Below are 14,742 nucleotides of genomic sequence, written 5' to 3' on the forward strand. Positions count from 1 at the left end.
TCTGGCAACCGGCCAGTGCTAGCGCGCCGCCGGGCCGGCCAGCCAGTCCTGCACCACCTGCACATCCCAAGCGGTCAGTTCGTGGCCGGCGGCAAGACGCCGTCGCTCGACCACGGCGCCGGTGCTCCGCAACAGGTCATCGAAGCCATCGGCGTCGCGCGCAAACGGATCGGCATTGCCGGTCACTGTCAGGATCCTGGCTCCGGTCAGGTCGGCGGCGGGCGGCGCCTCCAGGACCTGCACGGCGCGCAGCAGGACCGCTGAGCGGATGACACCGGGATGCAAAAGCATGGTCGCCGCGGCGAAATTGGCGCCATTGGAATAGCCGAGCACCGTGGTTGTGCCGGGGTCGAGCCCATGGAAGGCAAGCGCCTCGGGCAAGGTTGCGGCGAAGGCCGTGGCTTCCGCGACGATATCGCTCTGATCGAATGCGTCCGGGCCGAACCGGCGGAACCATCGCAGCGAACCGTCCTCGGTGCTCCGGCCGCGAAACCCCAGAAGCGTCGCGCGGGGCGCGATCCGATGGGCGAGCGGCATCAAGTCCGTCTCATTGCCGCCGGTGCCGTGCAGGACAACGATGGTGCTGCCATCCGGATCGGCGGGCCGTTTCAAACGATGCACGAAGGCGAGATCGATCCGCCGCTCGCGCGGCTCGCCGGGCAGCGCGATGTCAGGCAGTTGCAGCTTGACCGCTTCCGCCGTTTCCGACGGCACGAACAGCGTCTCGCCGAGATGGTCGGTCGCCTCGTCGACGGCCATGCCCGGTCCATCGGTCGCCCTTTCGCACAAGGCGCCGCCCGGCTCGCGCCAATAGACCGAGGTGAAATAGCGCCGGTCCTTGACCGGGCTGGTCTCGCGTCCCTCGTCCTGGAGCAAACGAAGCGCCTGGCGCAAGCTGTCCAGATCGGCCGTGCGGAACGCCAGGTGGTCGATCGTGCCCGGCCCGCCGGCGCCGGGCCAGAAGCCCGTGGCGTCGCGCAGGTCGAGCGTATCGCCGGCCGGTGACGCCAGGCGGATGAGGCCGTCCTGCCTTGCCGTCTCGCGGTAACCCAGATGCGCGGCCAGGAAGGCCTGGGTCTCGTCAGCCTGATCGGAGAGGATCGTGGCGCCGCGCAGGCGGCGGACCGCGTGTTCGGCCGGCACGGCCTGGCTCGCCAATGGCGCGGCGGCTTCGAGCGCATCGACGCCGACCAGCTTGATCGTCGCCCCGTCCGGATCGGTCAGGCGCAACACCGGCTCGCCAAATTCACGCGTCGGTCCGGCAACCTTGACGCCCTGGCCCATCGCCCGCGTCAGCCAGAAGCCGATGCTGGCGGAGGGGATCGCCAGCGCCAGTTCGGCGAACTGGCCGAGGCCGACCCTGCCCGGCGCGCCGTCTTCCCAGACCAGGAAGGTGACCAGCGATCCCGGCGTGCCCTCGGCATCGCCGTAGAACAGGTGCAACTGCGTCGCATCCTCGAAGCCGCCGGTCCGCTTGACCAGGCGCAGGCCGAGAAAGCCGGCATAAAAATCGACATTGGCCTGGGCCCGGCCGGTGATCAGCGTGACGTGATGCAGCCCGGCCGACATGGTTCAGCGCAGCAGTACGGCGGTCCGGTCGAGGGCCGGCGCCAGGCCCTTCAACGAGATCGAGAACGTGGTTTCGCGGCCGTCGTCGGTGGTGACTTTCGCCTTGATCGCTGTGCCGCGGCGCAGCGTGGCGACCGCCCGCGCGTCGAACGACAGCGGCACCAGGCAGCCGGCCGGCAGGCAGGTGCGGAACCGGAGCGGCTGGCCGACCGGGCCATCGTCGATCTGCAAGGTCACGCCCTTGTCGAGCGCCAGGCCGAAAGGCAGCACCAGCACGCCTTCCGCCTTGTCGGCGACCGTGGTCAGCTCGATCGCCAGCACACGCTGCCGGCTCTGCGGGTCGGCCTGCTGCTGCGACAGGGCGCAACGCTTGCCGGCGCCCTGCTGCAGGCAGGCAACCTGCCAGTCCTGATAGGTCTCCTGCAGCGACGAGGCGCCGCCCGGCAAGGTCGAAGCGACCGGCGCGGCGGCCGGCGCTGCCGCCGGGGGCGCTGCCTGAGCCCGCACGGGCAGGGTACCGAAGGCCGCCACGCCAAGGATGGTCGCGGTGGTCAGGACAAAGGCGACAAGGGGCTTGGTCATGCGGCACATCCAGGAGTTGCTGGGAAGCGTTGTGGCGCAAAGCACGCCGCGCGACAAGCTCCGGCACGGCGGAAGGCCCGGTCGAGCCGTGAGCCCGGGACCAGAGCTCCGCGCCTGGCCGGCCGGCGCCGCGGCTGGCGCCGGTCAATCGGCATGGCCGGTTTCGTCCTCGATCTGGATGGTCGAGAGATGCAGGTCGTAGCGCTGCTCGAGGAGCTTCTCGACGCGCTTGCGCAAAGCGATCATTCCGTCAGCCGGTGTCTTGGCCACGATATGGGCGGTGACGACGTTCCGGCCGCTGGTCAGCGACCAGACATGCAGGTCATGGACGCCGGCGACACCCTCGAGCGCCAGGAGGTCCTGTTCGACCACCGCCACGTCGATGCCCGCTGGCGCCGCCTGCAGCAGCACATCGACACTTTCGCGCAGCAGGATCCAGGTGCGCGGCAGCACCCACAGGCCGATCAGCACGGCGATGACCGTGTCGACCCAGGTCCAGTTGGTCAGCCAGATGATCAGCCCGCCGAGGATGACGCCGAGCGAACCGAGAAAATCGCTCCACACTTCCAGATAGGCGCCCTTGATGTTGAGGCTCGCGTCCTTGCCGCCGGCCAGCAGGCGCATGCTGATCATGTTGACGATCAGGCCAAGCACCGCGATGGCGAGCATCGGCAGGGACTGGACTTCGGGCGGCGTGGCGAAGCGCTGCCAGGCCTCATAGAGGATGTAGAGCGCAACCAGGAACAACAGGACCGCATTGAACGCCGCGGCCAGGATTTCAAACCGGTAATAGCCATAGGTCCGCTGCCGGTCCGCCGGCCGGCGGGCGATGCGGATCGCCATCAGCGCGATGGCCAGCCCGACGGCGTCGGTGAACATATGGGCCGCATCCGACAGCAGTGCGAGGCTGTTGGTCAGGATGCCGCCGACCACCTCGGCAACCAGGAAGATCGAGGTCAGCACGAGCGCGACGGTCAGCCGCGTCTGGTTCTGCGTGCGGGCGCCATGGTCATGGCCGGTTCCCATGGGATGTCTCCTTGTCGCGCGCCATGGAAAGGCGGGCCGACATTCTCTATGCAAGCTCTAGCGACTAGAGGTTCAAGTGATTTTTTGGCCATGACCGAAAAAATTCGAACCGCCGGGCTGACGATCGGCGTCCTCGCGCGTCGCGCGGCGACGAAGGTGCCGACGATCCGCTACTACGAGACGATCGGGCTGATGCCCGAGCCGTTCCGGTCGGAGGGCAATCAACGGCTCTACGACCCCCGCCATGCGAGCCGGCTGCTGTTCATCCGGCACGCCCGCGAGCTTGGTTTTCCGATCGATGCGATACGCTCGCTGCTGGACCTGGCGGACCAGCCCGAGCGGCCTTGCGAGGACGCCGACCGCCTTGCGAGCGAGCAGCTCGAGGCTGTGCGCCGCAGGATCGTGCGGCTCAGGGCGCTCGAGAGTGAGCTCCAACGGATGATCGAAAGCTGTCGGCGTGGTCGTGCCGCCGAATGCCGGGTCATCGAAACCCTCGGCAACCATGACCTCTGCGCGGATGACCACCCGGGCGATGGCGAAAGTCCCATCACGCGATAGCAGGTCCGGCGGGTGGAATATTCTAGACATGCCCGCGCGTCGGACCGTCGCCATCCGCAGCCATGCCGAGGGAGCGATGGTGGGTCTCGTTCATAAAATTGCATCAATGCACAAATGAAATGACTGATGTGCGACTTTGCATGCGTTTTCTCAATTTCGTGATTGGCACGTGATCGGCCGGGCTCCTATCTCCGGGATGTCGACGGCGGACACCTCCCGACGACAGCGAAACAAACATCCCGGATCTGGCGTGTCCCTCCCACCACCGGGTTTTCCAATGGAGACTGTCATGAAGAAGCTGATCCTTGCCGCCACCCTTTTCGCCCCGCTCGCCCTGGCCGCTCCGGCTCTTGCCGACGACAGCGCCGGGTTCGTCGAGACCCCTGCCGTTTCGACCTACGCCCCGAACCAGCCGCGCGAGTTCACCGCCCGCCACGGCCAGGTCGCGAACGCCGATCAGAGCCTGATCAGCCGCGAAGTCGTGCCGTCCTCGGCTTTCTCGTCCACGAACTGACCACCGGCGCCGCTTGGCGCCTCGGCACACTCGAACCGTCCCGGCCTGAGGCGTTCACCGCCAGCCGGACAACACACATGGAGACCATCATGAAGAAGTTCATCCTTGCCGCGACCCTGGTCGCCCCGCTCGCCCTGGCCGCCCCGGCTTTCGCCGACGATACGGCCGGCTTCATCGCAACGCCGTCGGCCTCGGCCACTGCGCCGAGCCAGCCGCGCGAGTTCACCGCTCGCCACGGCCAGGTCTCGAATGCCGGCCAGAGCCTGATCAACCGCGAGGTGCCGTCTTCGGCCTTCTCGTCGGCGAACTGAACCTGGTCCACCCGACCGCGCGTTGCAGCCCGGCACCAAGCCGGTCCTTCCCAAGACCAACGCCGGGGCACAAACCCCGGCGTTTTCTGTTGTTCCAGCGTCTGGTGGTGCTGGCCTGCCGCGCTCGGCCGGTCAGGCGGGGCCTGTCTTCGGATTGTAAAATTTGCGACAATGCATTGATGGAATAGCTGTCAAGAATATTTGCATGCATTTTCTCAAGTTCGTGATTGGCAATTGGGTCGGGCATCCCCTATCTCAGGGACGTCGACGGCGGACACCTCCCGACGACAGCGAAACAAACATCCCGGATCTGGCGTGTCCCTCCCACCACCGGGTTTTCCAATGGAGACTGTCATGAAGAAGCTCATCCTTGCCGCAGCGCTGCTTGCGCCGCTCGCCGTCGCCGCCCCGGCTCTTGCCGACGATTCGGCCGGTTTCATCGAGACCCCCTCGGTCACCACCTATGCGCCGAACCAGCCGCGCGAGTTCACCGCTCGCCATGGTCACGTTTCCGCCGCCGATCAGAGCCTGATCCAGCGCGAAGTCGTGCCGTCCTCGGCTTTCTCGTCGTCGAACTGACCGCCGGCGTTCGTTTCGCCTTTTCTCACGTCCAGCAATCCCGGCTTGAAGCGTCTGTCGCCGGCCGGACACCACGAATGGAGACCATCATGAAGAAATTCATTCTTGCCGCATCGCTGCTTGCGCCGCTCGCCGTCGCTGCTCCGGCTTTCGCTCAGGGCATGAGCGACGCCGCCGGTTTCATCGAGACTCCCTCGATCACCACCTATGCGCCGAACCAGCCCCGCGAGTTCACCTCGCATCGCGCTCACCGCGGCCAGACCGGCCTGACCGAGCTCGAGCGCAGCCTGATCGACCGTGAGCAGGTGCCGGATCCGAGCCGTCTTCCGGCGCGCTGACCCTATGCCTGCCGGCACCAGCCGGCTGATCCCAAGACCAACGCCGGGGCTTCACCCCGGCGTTTTCTTTTTGAGTCTGGGCGGCGCAGCGCTTGCCTGCTTCCGCGAGGCGATCAGGCCCTAGGTGTCCAGCCGGCGCATCATGGTGGCGGTCTGCGTGGCGACAGGGTCATCGCTGCCTTCGAGTTCGGCGATCACACCGGCCCGGTCGGCCGGCGTCTTGTCCTGGTTGAGCTTGAGTTTGCCTTCCAGCCGGTCAATGTCGATCTCGACCGCGATGATCGCCTTCAGCCTGGGCGCAATGGCCGCTTCCGGCATGTCCTCGAACCGCCACGGCCCGCCGAGCGGGGTGTCGTAGCGTGCGATGACCCGCTTCAACAGCGCGCGCAGCACGTCAGCATCGTCGCTGGTGACGGGCCGCCCATAGGCATGGATCGCCGTGTAGTTCCAGGTCGGGAAGGTCTGGCGATTGTCGTACCAACTGGGGGAAATGAAGGCGTGCGGGCCCTGGAACACCACCAGCGCCTCGCGGCCATCGGCGAGATGAGCGCATTGCGGGTTGGCCCGGGCCAGATGGGTGACGAGCCGGCCCTTGCCGCTGTTGGCGTCGATCAGGAACGGCAATTGTGTTGCCAGCAGCCCGTCCGGTCCCGACGAGATCAAGGTCGCGAAACTCCATTGCCGCATCAGGTCGTGCAGTATGTCGAGCCGGTCTTCGCGATAGGCAGGCGGCGTGTACATCAGGCGCCTCGGCCGGTCCGCGACGCGATCAGGCGCTTCAGCCAGTCGGCGGTCTCCGCGATCGCCCTGACGCTGACATCGGCGATCGACATCGCCTCGAGGAAGGAATGCACCGTGCCCTTGTAGACATGGGCCTCCACGGCGACGCCCGCGGCTTTCAGCGCGCGTTCCATGGCGATGTTCTGGTCATAGAGCACATCGAGTTCGGTGATCGCCATGAAAGCCGGCGGCAGGCCGGCGAGCCGCGCGCGCAGAGGGCTCGCCAGCGGATTCGCCGCATCCTGGGGCGCGCGCAGATATTGCCAGGAGAACCACAACATCATGTGGGTGGTCAGGAGATAATCGCCGCCGCCATAACGCACGACCGATTCCGACAGGAAATCGATGTCGTAGCAGCCATAGTTCAGGACCATGCCCTTGATCAGGTCCTCGCCGGCATCGCGCAGCACCAGTGCGGTCGAGACCGAGATATTGCCGCCGGCGCTGTCGCCGCCGATCACCAACGACGAGACATCGAGACCGAGGGCCGGGCCCGCATGGTTGAGCCAGCGGACGATGTCGATGGTCTCTTCCAGCGGCTGCGGAAAGCGGGCTTCGGGCGCCCGGCTATAATCGATGCCGACCACCGCGACCCCGGCCCGCGCCGCATATTCGCGCATCAGCCGGTCATGCGTGTCGACGCTGAACAGCGTCCAGCCGCCGCCATGGATGTAGACGAAGGCCGGCAGCGGACGCCTCGTTTCCGGATAATGGATGCGGATGCGCACCGGCCCGTGGCGGGTCGGTATCTGGTGCTCCGCCGTCTCGGCCATGACCGGCCCGCCCTCGGTCCAGGACTTGCGCACGATCTCGGCCACCTCGCGCGCCCTTGAAACCGACATGGACTCGCGCGGCGGGTACTTGGCCGAGGCGGCTCGCATGCGGGCCACGAACTCGGCGATCTCAGGGTCGAGCGGCGGCAGGGACAAGACGGCATCGGACATGTCTGCTTCCTCGGACGATTCGGCTGGGCTCAGGCGGTGAGCGCGGCCACCGGTTGGGCCGCGCCGGGACCCGCGAACAGGCGACGGCCGGGGATCGCCTCCAGCAATTCGCGGGTATAGGCATGCTGCGGATCGATGAAGACCGACTGGGTATCGCCCTGCTCGACGATCTCGCCACGGCGCATCACCACGATGCGGTCGGCGATCTCGGCGGCGACCCGGAGGTCGTGGGTGATGAAGATCATCGCGAGATCCATTTCCTCGCGCAGTTCGGCAAGCAGCGCCAGGATATGGGCCTGCACCGAAACATCGAGCGCGGAGACGGCTTCGTCGGCGACCAGCACGCGTGGTTTCAGCGCCAAGGCCCGGGCAATGCAGATGCGCTGGCGCTGGCCACCGGAGAATTCGTGCGGATAGCGATCGGCGGCGCTCTCATGCAGGCCGACACGCGCCAGCAGGCGCCGGGCATCCGCCATGGCTTCGCTTGCCGGCGTGCCATAGGCTATCGGGCCGCGCGCTACCGCATCGCCGACCTTCTGGCGCGGATCGAGCGCGGCGAACGGGTCCTGGAAGACGATCTGGATCTTGCGCCTGACCGCACGCATGGCGGCGCCGCGCAGCGTCAGGAGATCGCCGCCGTCGAAATTGATCGCGCCCTGGTCCGGCTCGATCAGGCGCATGATCATCCGCCCGAGCGTCGATTTGCCGGAGCCGGATTCGCCGACCACGGCGATCGTTTCGCGCGGCCGCAGCAGCAGCGAGACGTCGTGCACGGCCGCGACCCGTCGCGGCGGACGCAACAGCCCCTGGCGCGTGACGAATGTCTTGCCGAGGCGCTCCGCCGTCAGCAGCGGCTCGGTCCCGAGCTTGCGGTTGGGACGCGTCAAAGGCCGCCCGCCCGGTACGGCGGCGATCAGCGCCTGGGTGTAGCTGTGCTGGGGCCGGCGCAGCACATCGTCGACCTTGCCCTCCTCGACGACGCGGCCGTGGCGCATCACGACGACGCGGTCGGCGACATCGGCCACGACACCGAAATCGTGGGTGATCAGCAGCACGCCCATGCCGCGCTCGGTCTGAAGCTGCTTGATCAGGGCCAATATCTGGCGCTGCGTGGTCACGTCGAGCGCCGTGGTCGGCTCGTCGGCGAGCAGCAGCGCCGGTTCATTGGCCATGGCCATGGCGATCATGACGCGCTGGCGCTGGCCGCCGGACAGCTGGAACGGGAAGCTGCGCGCCAGGGTCGCCGGCTCGGGCAGGCCGACCGCGCCGATCAGCTCCAGCACGCGGGCATCGACCGCCGTCCGCGCCGGCACCGGACGGGTGTGGGTGACAATGGCTTCGGCAATCTGGTCGCCCACCCGCGTCAGCGGATTGAGCGCGCTCAGCGGCTCCTGGAAGATCATCGAGATCTCACCGCCGCGCAGGCTCCGCATGGTTGTTTCGCCGGCCACCGCGATGTCGGTGCCCTTGAAGCGGATGGCGCCCGAGGCGATCTCGACATTCTGCGGCAAGAGGCGGAGCGCCGCATGCGCGGTCATCGATTTGCCCGAGCCGGATTCGCCGACGAGGCAGACGATCTCGTTGCGCCGGACCGTCAGCGAGACGTCCTCGATGGCGAAGGCGCGGTCGGCGCCGCGAGGCAGCGCAATCGACAGGTTTTCGAGCGAGAGCAGGACGTCCTGTGCCATCAGTGCCGCCCTCCGCGGGAAATGCGCGGGTTCAACGTGTCGTTCAATCCTTCGCCGAGCAGGTTGATCGCGAGCACGGTCAGGAGGATCGCGACGCCGGGAAAGACGCTCATCCACCAGGCCTGCCGGATCACCGTGCGCGAGGCGCCGACCATGAAGCCCCAGGACATCAGGTTGGGATCGCCGAGGCCCATGAAGCTCAAGGCGCTCTCGATCAGGATGGCGGTGGCGATCGTCAGCGACCCCGTGACGATGATCGGCGAGATCGCGTTCGGCAGGATGTGGCGCAGCACCACCGCCAGGGGCGACTGGCCCTGGCAGGCGGCGGCCTGGACGAATTCGCGGTGGCGCAATCTCAGGAATTCGGCGCGTGTCAGCCGTGCCAGCGGCGGCCAGCTGACGGCGCCGATGGCGAAGATGACGTTGACCAGCGACGGCCCGAGGGTTGCGACCAGCAGGATCGCCAGGATGAAGCCGGGAATGGTCTGGAACAGTTCGGTGAGGCGCATCAGCGCGTCGTCGACCATGCCGCCGCAATAGCCGGAGATCGCGCCGATCAGCACGCCGATCAGCACGGCTGCGAGCGTCGAGGCGACGCCAATGGTCAAGGAGACGCGCGTGCCGTGGACGATGCCGGCGGCGACGTCGCGGCCGAGCGTGTCGGAGCCGAGTACGAAGCCGTCGCTGAACGGCGGCGCGAACGGCCGGCCGATCATGTCCCAGGGATCGTCGGGATAGAGCACCGGCGCGAGCGCGGCCAGCGTGACGATCACCGCCAGGATGATCAGGCCGATCATGCCGCTCGGGTGGCGGACGAATGCTTTGAGCGTGTCCATGACACGGGACCTCCGTTCAGGACGCGGAGCGCGTGGTGACGCGCGGATCGATGGCGCGATAGATCGCGTCGGTGACGAGGTTGAGCACGATCACCAGCACCGACATGACCAGGAAGATGCCGAGCAGGACCGGGTAGTCGCGCTGCAGCACCGCGTCATAGGTGAGCCGGCCGAGGCCGGGCCAGGCAAACACGGTCTCGACCACGACGGCGCCGCCGACTAGCGCGCCGGCCTGCATGCCGGCCACCGTGACGACCGGCAGAATCGCGTTGCGCAGGATGTGGCGCGCGATGATGCGGCCCTGGGCCAGGCCCTTGGCGCGCGCGGTCTTGATGAAGTCCTGATGCATGACCTCGATCACCGACGAGCGCATCAGCCGCGCATAGATGGCAAGATAGACCGCTGAGAGCGACAGGGCCGGCAAGGCCAGGTGGGTGGCAATGTCGAAGACGCGCCTGAGCGGCGACATCTCGACGCCGATGGTGACGTAACCGAAGGCCGGCAGCCAATCGAGCTGCACCGAGAACAGCAGCACCAGCATCAGGCCGAGCCAGAAGACGGGCATGGCGTAGAGCAGGAGCGAGACCACGCTGAGAAACGTGTCGGACCATCGGCCGGCGCGGATGCCGGCCAGCGTGCCCAGCACGATGCCGGCGATGAGGGCGACCAGGAACGCCGTGCCGGTCAAGAGCAGCGTCGCCGGCATGCGTTCCGCCAGCAAGGCGATGACCGGGCGCTGCTGCCGATAGGAATAACCGAGGTCGAGGGTCAGCACGCGCTTCAGGTGACTGGCGAGCTGGACGACATAGGGTTTGTCGAGACCATATTCCTGGCGGAGCTGGGCCAGCATCTGCTCGTCGGCCGCGCCGGTCTGGCCAGCCATGACCTGGGCCGGATCGCCGGGCGCGGCGCGCACGATGATGAAGCTGAACGTTGCGATCACCAGGACCACCGCGACGAATTTGACGGCCCAGGCCAGGACGGCGAGGGCGGTCGCGATACCGCGGCCGCCGCCCGCCTTCAGCGTCACCATGCTCATCCGAGCGACACCCGGCCGAAGGTGTCGTGAACGCCGATGCCGGATGTCACGACGTTTTTCAGGCGCTTGTCGACGAAGTTCGGGAAGTCCTGCTCGATCAGCCAGGCCAGCGGGCAGTCCTCGACGACGATCTTCTGGACCTGGGAATAGAGCTCCCGGCGCTTGGCTTCGTCGGTGGCGACCGCCGCCTCCTCGAACAGCCGGTCGACTTCCGGATTGGAATAGCCCGCCATGTTGGAGAACAGCACGCCTTTCCGGATGTTGGACGAGACATAGCTGCGTGACACGCCGAGCGCCGGATCGCCGAGCTGGTAAAGCAGGTTGACGGTCATCTCATATTCCCAGTTCGACACCCGTTCGGCCCAGCCGGCGAGGTCGAGGCCCTGCAGCACGATGTCGATACCGACCCGGCCGAGCGACTGGCGGATGAACTCGCCCATGCGCTGCCAGATCTCGCCATAAGGCGGCACCAGGAAGTTGATGGTGACGCGTTTTCCGCCAGCCCCGGGCTTGAGGCCCATGTCGTCGAGCAGGGCCTTGGCCTTGTCGAGCGAGTAGTCATATTGCTTGACGTTCTTTTCGTAGAACGGGGTCTTGGAGGAGACCGGCCCGGTCGCTTCCTTGCCGAGGCCGAAGAACACCCGCTGCTTCATCGCGGTGCGGTCGATGGCATGCGAACAGGCCTGGCGGAAGCGCTTGTCGTTCATCGGCGCGACGCGGTTGTTCATGTCGAGCCAGAGATGCGGGGCGAAGAATTCGTAGCCCTTGGTGGTCATCTCCAGGTTGGGCAGCTTCTGCAGGCGCGCCACGTCGAAGAACTCGACATCGGTCCACTGGGTGAGCTGGACGATGCCCTTCTCCAGCGCCACCGAGCGCGAGGCGGCATCCGGAATGACCCGGTAATAGATCTCGTCGAGAAAAGGCTCGCCCTGGCGGTAATAGCCCTCGTGCCGGACGAGATGGATATGCGAGCCGCGTACCCATTCCTTCAGCTTGAACGGGCCGGTGCCGATCGCCTGGGCATTGGCCGGGTTCTTGCGGATATCGGTGCCCTCGTAGATGTGCTTCGGCACGATCGGCGCAGTGGTGCAGTCGAACGAGCTGAGGAACGGCGCGAAGGGCTGCTTCAGCGTGAACACCACCGTCAGCGGATCGGGCGCTTCGGCCTTGTCGATGCGCTGGAAGGTGCCGCGGGCGCGCGGGTGGGTCTCGAGCAGCACGGTCATGACCGAGAACACCACGTCGGCCGAGGTCATCGGCTTGCCGTCGTGGAAGGTGATATTGGGGAACAGCTTGAAGGTATATTTCAGGCCGTCCGGCGACACCTCCCAGGACTGGGCGAGGCCGGGCATCGGCTTCAGGTCGAAGCCGTAGCGCAGCAGGCTCTCATAGATTTTGCCGCCGAGGGTGAGCGTCGGCTGCTGCTGGTTGATCGCGGTGACCAGGATCGGCGGTTCCGGCTGGATGATGGTGTTGAGCGTGCCGCCACGGGTCTGGCCGACCGCGCGGCTGAGCCCCCAGGAAATCTCGGTACCGCCGGCAACACCTGCGGCGGCCATGAGCTTGGCGAATTCGCGTCTGTTCATCACGGGTTCCCCTGTATCGTCGGCCGGGTCGGCCCCGGGCTTGGTTCGTGGTGGATGTTCTCGCCCGCGCGCCAGGCACGCCGCCGCCAACGGGCCGAGTACTATCGCGATCGGGCCGCATGGCGCGGTAGGGCGGTCGGGCCGGGCTAGTAGCCGCGTGCCGGATCGACCCGGTTGACCAGCGGTTCGCCGGCCTGGAGGCGGCGGATGTTCTCGGCGATCTGCTCGGCGATGGCCCGCGGCTTGGCGAGGCCAGCCATATGCGGGGTCACGAGCACGCCGGGCTCGCGCCAGAGCGGATGGTCCGGCGGCAGTGGCTCTTCGTCGAAAACGTCGAGAATGGCGCCGCGCAGATGGCCCGAGCGGATCAGGCCGACCAGGTCGTCGACGACAAGATGTTCGCCGCGGCTCACCAGGATCAGCCCCGCACCCCTGGGCAGGCGGCCGAGCCGTTCGGCGTCGAGAATGCGCGCGGTCGCGGGCGTCAGCGGCAGCAGGCAGACCAGGATGTCGGTCTTGCCGAGGAACCGGTCGAGCGCGGCCTCGCCGGCATGCACGGTGATGCCCTCGAGCTGTCGCGGCGAGCGCGACCAGCCGGACACCCGATAGCCGACGCGGCGCAACAGGCGCGCGGCCTGTTCGCCCATGGCGCCGAGCCCGAGAATGCCGACCCGCTTGTCGCCGGCCGCCGTCTGCTCCAGGCGCTGCCAGCGGCCGGCTTGCGCATTGGCGGTGACCTCGTCGAAGCGGCGATGGAAATAGAGCGTGCCCCACAGGATGAATTCGGCCATGGCGGCGGCGAGCTTGGGATCGACCACCCGGCAGACCGGCAGGTCCGGCAGGTTGGGATCGGACAGGATATTGTCGACGCCGGCGCCGATCGAATGGATCAGCCGGAGGTTCGGCATGCTGGCGAGGGCGCCTTTCGGTGGCGCCCAGCAGATCGCGATCTCAGCTTCCGCCGCGCCTGTCTCAGGCCAGTGCCTGAAGGTCGCGCCGGGCAGGGCGGTTTCGAGCTGAGCGGAGAGAAAGGACAGAACGCCCCGCTCGCTGATCAAGGCAATGCTGGTCATCGGCTGACTTGAGACCCTGTGTCCTGGTCCTGGCACGGAGCGTGCTTTGAAATTCGCTGGCGAATGGTCGATGATGGGACCAAGGCCTTCGGGTGCGAGGGTACGAGGTCGGCGAGCCAACGCTGTCTGTTCAGGGTCAGGAAGTGTCGCACATGGGCCATATGCTCGCCTTGTCTCAGGGACGCGCTCGCCGTGGGGCGGGTGCGCCGACCGTCACCTGCTTTTCCGGCTATGAGGCGAGCGGACGCCGCGCCGATGCGCTGCAGAGCGCCGGACGCCCGGTGGCGGCCATGGCGGCCGAATATGTTTCGGGCACCGTCGGCACGCGCCATAGCCATCGGCGTGCGCAATTGCTGCATGCCTTGAGCGGGGTGATGACCGTCATCACCGAGGCGGGCAGCTGGGCCGTGCCGCCGCAGCACGCCTTGTGGATCCCGCCCGGCGTGATCCACCAGAGCCGCTGCTGGGGCGACGTGCAGCTGCGCACGCTCTATGTCGAGCCCGACGCCGCCGGCGGCTTGCCCAGGACGTGCCGACTGCTCGAGGTCTCGCCGCTGTTGCGTGCGCTTCTCAACGAGGCCGTGACCTTGCCGGTCGAATATGACGTCGATGGCCGCGACGGCCAGGTGGTGGCCTTGATGCTGGCCGAGATCGGCCGCATGCCGGCCCTGCCGTTGAGTGCGCCCATGCCGCGCGACCGGCGGCTCGCGCGCATTTGCGAGGCGATCCTGCGCGATCCCAGCAACGACCAGGACCTGGAACATTGGGCCCGCATCGGCGGTCTCGGCCGGCGCACCTTGACCCGGCTGTTCCGCCAGGAAACCGATATGAGCTTCGCCGAATGGCGCCAGCAGGTGCGCCTGATGGAGGCGCTGACGCGGCTGACCTCGGGTGAGCCGGTGACCAATGTCGCGCTCGATCTCGGCTACGACAGCCCGAGCGCCTTCAGCGCCATGTTCCGCCGCATCATGGGCATTTCGCCGCGCGAATATCTGCGCTGGACCGAGCCGAGCGAGCCGGATTTCCGTGCCGGGGAAGTCTCGGCAACCGCAGTGCGAGCCTGACGTTTGCGGCGATAACCGCCGGCTGGACAGGCCTTGTCGGTCTCGATAATAGCTTTCGACGATTATCGGACGGCATGCGCCGATGACCCACGTGTCGATGTCGGCACGGTCTCGAACAGGTCAGCCATTCTGTTGCCGGATCCACTGGCACCAGCAAGAACCGGGCATGAGCTTTGCCGGTAGGGTGTCCTTGTTCTCGACTGTCCGGCGGGCGGTTGTCGCGCTGTGCATTTGCGGACCATTCGCGGGGGCGAA

16 protein-coding genes are annotated in these 14,742 nt (G+C 67.0%); 6 read left to right on the forward strand and 10 right to left on the reverse strand.

The features are described 5' to 3' along the window. Positions 1 to 18: 18 nt before the first annotated feature. The 3 genes from E8M01_RS22475 to E8M01_RS22485 all read right to left on the reverse strand — a co-directional run bounded on the left by E8M01_RS22475 (position 19) and on the right by E8M01_RS22485 (position 3,177). Positions 19 to 1,569 (reverse strand): VOC family protein, encoded by a 1,551-nt coding sequence (locus E8M01_RS22475; RefSeq protein WP_136962200.1) that lies wholly within the window; start codon positions 1,567 to 1,569, stop codon positions 19 to 21. Between the two features lie 3 nt (positions 1,570 to 1,572). Beyond that, complete coding sequence (locus E8M01_RS22480) at positions 1,573 to 2,151, reverse strand: invasion associated locus B family protein (protein ID WP_136962201.1); 579 nt, start codon at positions 2,149 to 2,151, stop codon at positions 1,573 to 1,575. A gap of 144 nt (positions 2,152 to 2,295) precedes the next feature. Continuing rightward, positions 2,296 to 3,177, reverse strand: coding sequence for a cation diffusion facilitator family transporter (locus E8M01_RS22485; RefSeq protein ID WP_136962202.1), 882 nt, complete (start codon positions 3,175 to 3,177; stop codon positions 2,296 to 2,298). A 90-nt stretch (positions 3,178 to 3,267) separates the two neighbouring features. On the opposite strand from E8M01_RS22485, the gene E8M01_RS22490 reads away from it, so the two are divergent. The 5 genes from E8M01_RS22490 to E8M01_RS22510 all read left to right on the forward strand — a co-directional run bounded on the left by E8M01_RS22490 (position 3,268) and on the right by E8M01_RS22510 (position 5,477). After that, the gene (locus E8M01_RS22490) at positions 3,268 to 3,735 is read left to right on the forward strand and encodes a MerR family transcriptional regulator (protein WP_136962203.1); all 468 of its coding nucleotides are present in this window, start codon (positions 3,268 to 3,270) and stop codon (positions 3,733 to 3,735) included. Between the two features lie 289 nt (positions 3,736 to 4,024). Beyond that, positions 4,025 to 4,249: a hypothetical protein gene (locus tag E8M01_RS22495; protein WP_136962204.1), complete on the forward strand. Its 225-nt coding sequence runs from the start codon at positions 4,025 to 4,027 to the stop codon at positions 4,247 to 4,249. Positions 4,250 to 4,338: 89 nt separating this feature from the next. Next, positions 4,339 to 4,560 (forward strand): hypothetical protein, encoded by a 222-nt coding sequence (locus tag E8M01_RS22500; RefSeq protein WP_136962205.1) that lies wholly within the window; start codon positions 4,339 to 4,341, stop codon positions 4,558 to 4,560. Positions 4,561 to 4,914: 354 nt separating this feature from the next. Further along, a complete protein-coding gene (locus E8M01_RS22505) occupies positions 4,915 to 5,139 on the forward strand; it encodes a hypothetical protein (protein ID WP_136962206.1) in 225 nt (74 codons plus the stop codon). Positions 5,140 to 5,228: 89 nt separating this feature from the next. Next, entirely contained in the window at positions 5,229 to 5,477 is a 249-nt protein-coding gene (locus E8M01_RS22510) for a hypothetical protein (RefSeq protein ID WP_136962207.1), read from the forward strand. A gap of 120 nt (positions 5,478 to 5,597) precedes the next feature. On the opposite strand, the gene E8M01_RS22515 is transcribed toward E8M01_RS22510, so the two are convergent. The 7 genes from E8M01_RS22515 to E8M01_RS22545 all read right to left on the reverse strand — a co-directional run bounded on the left by E8M01_RS22515 (position 5,598) and on the right by E8M01_RS22545 (position 13,423). Next, entirely contained in the window at positions 5,598 to 6,218 is a 621-nt protein-coding gene (locus E8M01_RS22515; protein ID WP_136962208.1) for an FMN-binding negative transcriptional regulator, read from the reverse strand. Continuing rightward, on the reverse strand, positions 6,218 to 7,201 hold the full coding sequence (locus E8M01_RS22520; protein ID WP_136962209.1) for an alpha/beta hydrolase: 984 nt from the start codon (positions 7,199 to 7,201) through the stop codon (positions 6,218 to 6,220). Before E8M01_RS22520 ends, E8M01_RS22515 begins: the two co-directional genes overlap by 1 nt. Before the next feature lie 29 nt (positions 7,202 to 7,230). Beyond that, positions 7,231 to 8,889: a dipeptide ABC transporter ATP-binding protein gene (locus tag E8M01_RS22525; RefSeq protein ID WP_136962210.1), complete on the reverse strand. Its 1,659-nt coding sequence runs from the start codon at positions 8,887 to 8,889 to the stop codon at positions 7,231 to 7,233. Then, positions 8,889 to 9,725, reverse strand: coding sequence for an ABC transporter permease (locus tag E8M01_RS22530; protein ID WP_136962211.1), 837 nt, complete (start codon positions 9,723 to 9,725; stop codon positions 8,889 to 8,891). Before E8M01_RS22530 ends, E8M01_RS22525 begins: the two co-directional genes overlap by 1 nt. Positions 9,726 to 9,741: 16 nt before the next feature. Beyond that, positions 9,742 to 10,764 carry an ABC transporter permease gene (locus tag E8M01_RS22535; RefSeq protein ID WP_136962212.1) on the reverse strand — a complete coding sequence of 341 codons (1,023 nt, stop codon included), beginning with the start codon at positions 10,762 to 10,764 and terminating at the stop codon, positions 9,742 to 9,744. Then, positions 10,761 to 12,350, reverse strand: a complete 1,590-nt coding sequence (locus tag E8M01_RS22540; RefSeq protein WP_136962213.1) for an ABC transporter substrate-binding protein — start codon at positions 12,348 to 12,350, stop codon at positions 10,761 to 10,763. Before E8M01_RS22540 ends, E8M01_RS22535 begins: the two co-directional genes overlap by 4 nt. A 146-nt stretch (positions 12,351 to 12,496) precedes the next feature. Further along, positions 12,497 to 13,423, reverse strand: a complete 927-nt coding sequence (locus tag E8M01_RS22545) for a 2-hydroxyacid dehydrogenase (protein WP_136962214.1) — start codon at positions 13,421 to 13,423, stop codon at positions 12,497 to 12,499. A gap of 152 nt (positions 13,424 to 13,575) precedes the next feature. Between E8M01_RS22545 and E8M01_RS22550 the strand changes: the two genes are divergently transcribed. Then, the gene (locus E8M01_RS22550; protein WP_136962215.1) at positions 13,576 to 14,487 is read left to right on the forward strand and encodes an AraC family transcriptional regulator; all 912 of its coding nucleotides are present in this window, start codon (positions 13,576 to 13,578) and stop codon (positions 14,485 to 14,487) included. The last annotated feature ends 255 nt before the right edge of the window (positions 14,488 to 14,742 follow it).

This window comes from Phreatobacter stygius (genome assembly GCF_005144885.1).
GTDB lineage: Bacteria > Pseudomonadota > Alphaproteobacteria > Rhizobiales > Phreatobacteraceae > Phreatobacter > Phreatobacter stygius.

Coding starts and splice junctions, on each gene's coding strand:
- E8M01_RS22475 (WP_136962200.1), bottom strand. CDS start 1,569: ATGTCGGCCGGGCTGCATCACGTCACGCTGATCACCGGCCGGGCCCAG.
- E8M01_RS22480 (WP_136962201.1), bottom strand. CDS start 2,151: ATGACCAAGCCCCTTGTCGCCTTTGTCCTGACCACCGCGACCATCCTT.
- E8M01_RS22485 (WP_136962202.1), bottom strand. CDS start 3,177: ATGGGAACCGGCCATGACCATGGCGCCCGCACGCAGAACCAGACGCGG.
- E8M01_RS22490 (WP_136962203.1), top strand. CDS start 3,268: ATGACCGAAAAAATTCGAACCGCCGGGCTGACGATCGGCGTCCTCGCG.
- E8M01_RS22495 (WP_136962204.1), top strand. CDS start 4,025: ATGAAGAAGCTGATCCTTGCCGCCACCCTTTTCGCCCCGCTCGCCCTG.
- E8M01_RS22500 (WP_136962205.1), top strand. CDS start 4,339: ATGAAGAAGTTCATCCTTGCCGCGACCCTGGTCGCCCCGCTCGCCCTG.
- E8M01_RS22505 (WP_136962206.1), top strand. CDS start 4,915: ATGAAGAAGCTCATCCTTGCCGCAGCGCTGCTTGCGCCGCTCGCCGTC.
- E8M01_RS22510 (WP_136962207.1), top strand. CDS start 5,229: ATGAAGAAATTCATTCTTGCCGCATCGCTGCTTGCGCCGCTCGCCGTC.
- E8M01_RS22515 (WP_136962208.1), bottom strand. CDS start 6,218: ATGTACACGCCGCCTGCCTATCGCGAAGACCGGCTCGACATACTGCAC.
- E8M01_RS22520 (WP_136962209.1), bottom strand. CDS start 7,201: ATGTCCGATGCCGTCTTGTCCCTGCCGCCGCTCGACCCTGAGATCGCC.
- E8M01_RS22525 (WP_136962210.1), bottom strand. CDS start 8,889: ATGGCACAGGACGTCCTGCTCTCGCTCGAAAACCTGTCGATTGCGCTG.
- E8M01_RS22530 (WP_136962211.1), bottom strand. CDS start 9,725: ATGGACACGCTCAAAGCATTCGTCCGCCACCCGAGCGGCATGATCGGC.
- E8M01_RS22535 (WP_136962212.1), bottom strand. CDS start 10,764: ATGAGCATGGTGACGCTGAAGGCGGGCGGCGGCCGCGGTATCGCGACC.
- E8M01_RS22540 (WP_136962213.1), bottom strand. CDS start 12,350: ATGAACAGACGCGAATTCGCCAAGCTCATGGCCGCCGCAGGTGTTGCC.
- E8M01_RS22545 (WP_136962214.1), bottom strand. CDS start 13,423: ATGACCAGCATTGCCTTGATCAGCGAGCGGGGCGTTCTGTCCTTTCTC.
- E8M01_RS22550 (WP_136962215.1), top strand. CDS start 13,576: ATGGGCCATATGCTCGCCTTGTCTCAGGGACGCGCTCGCCGTGGGGCG.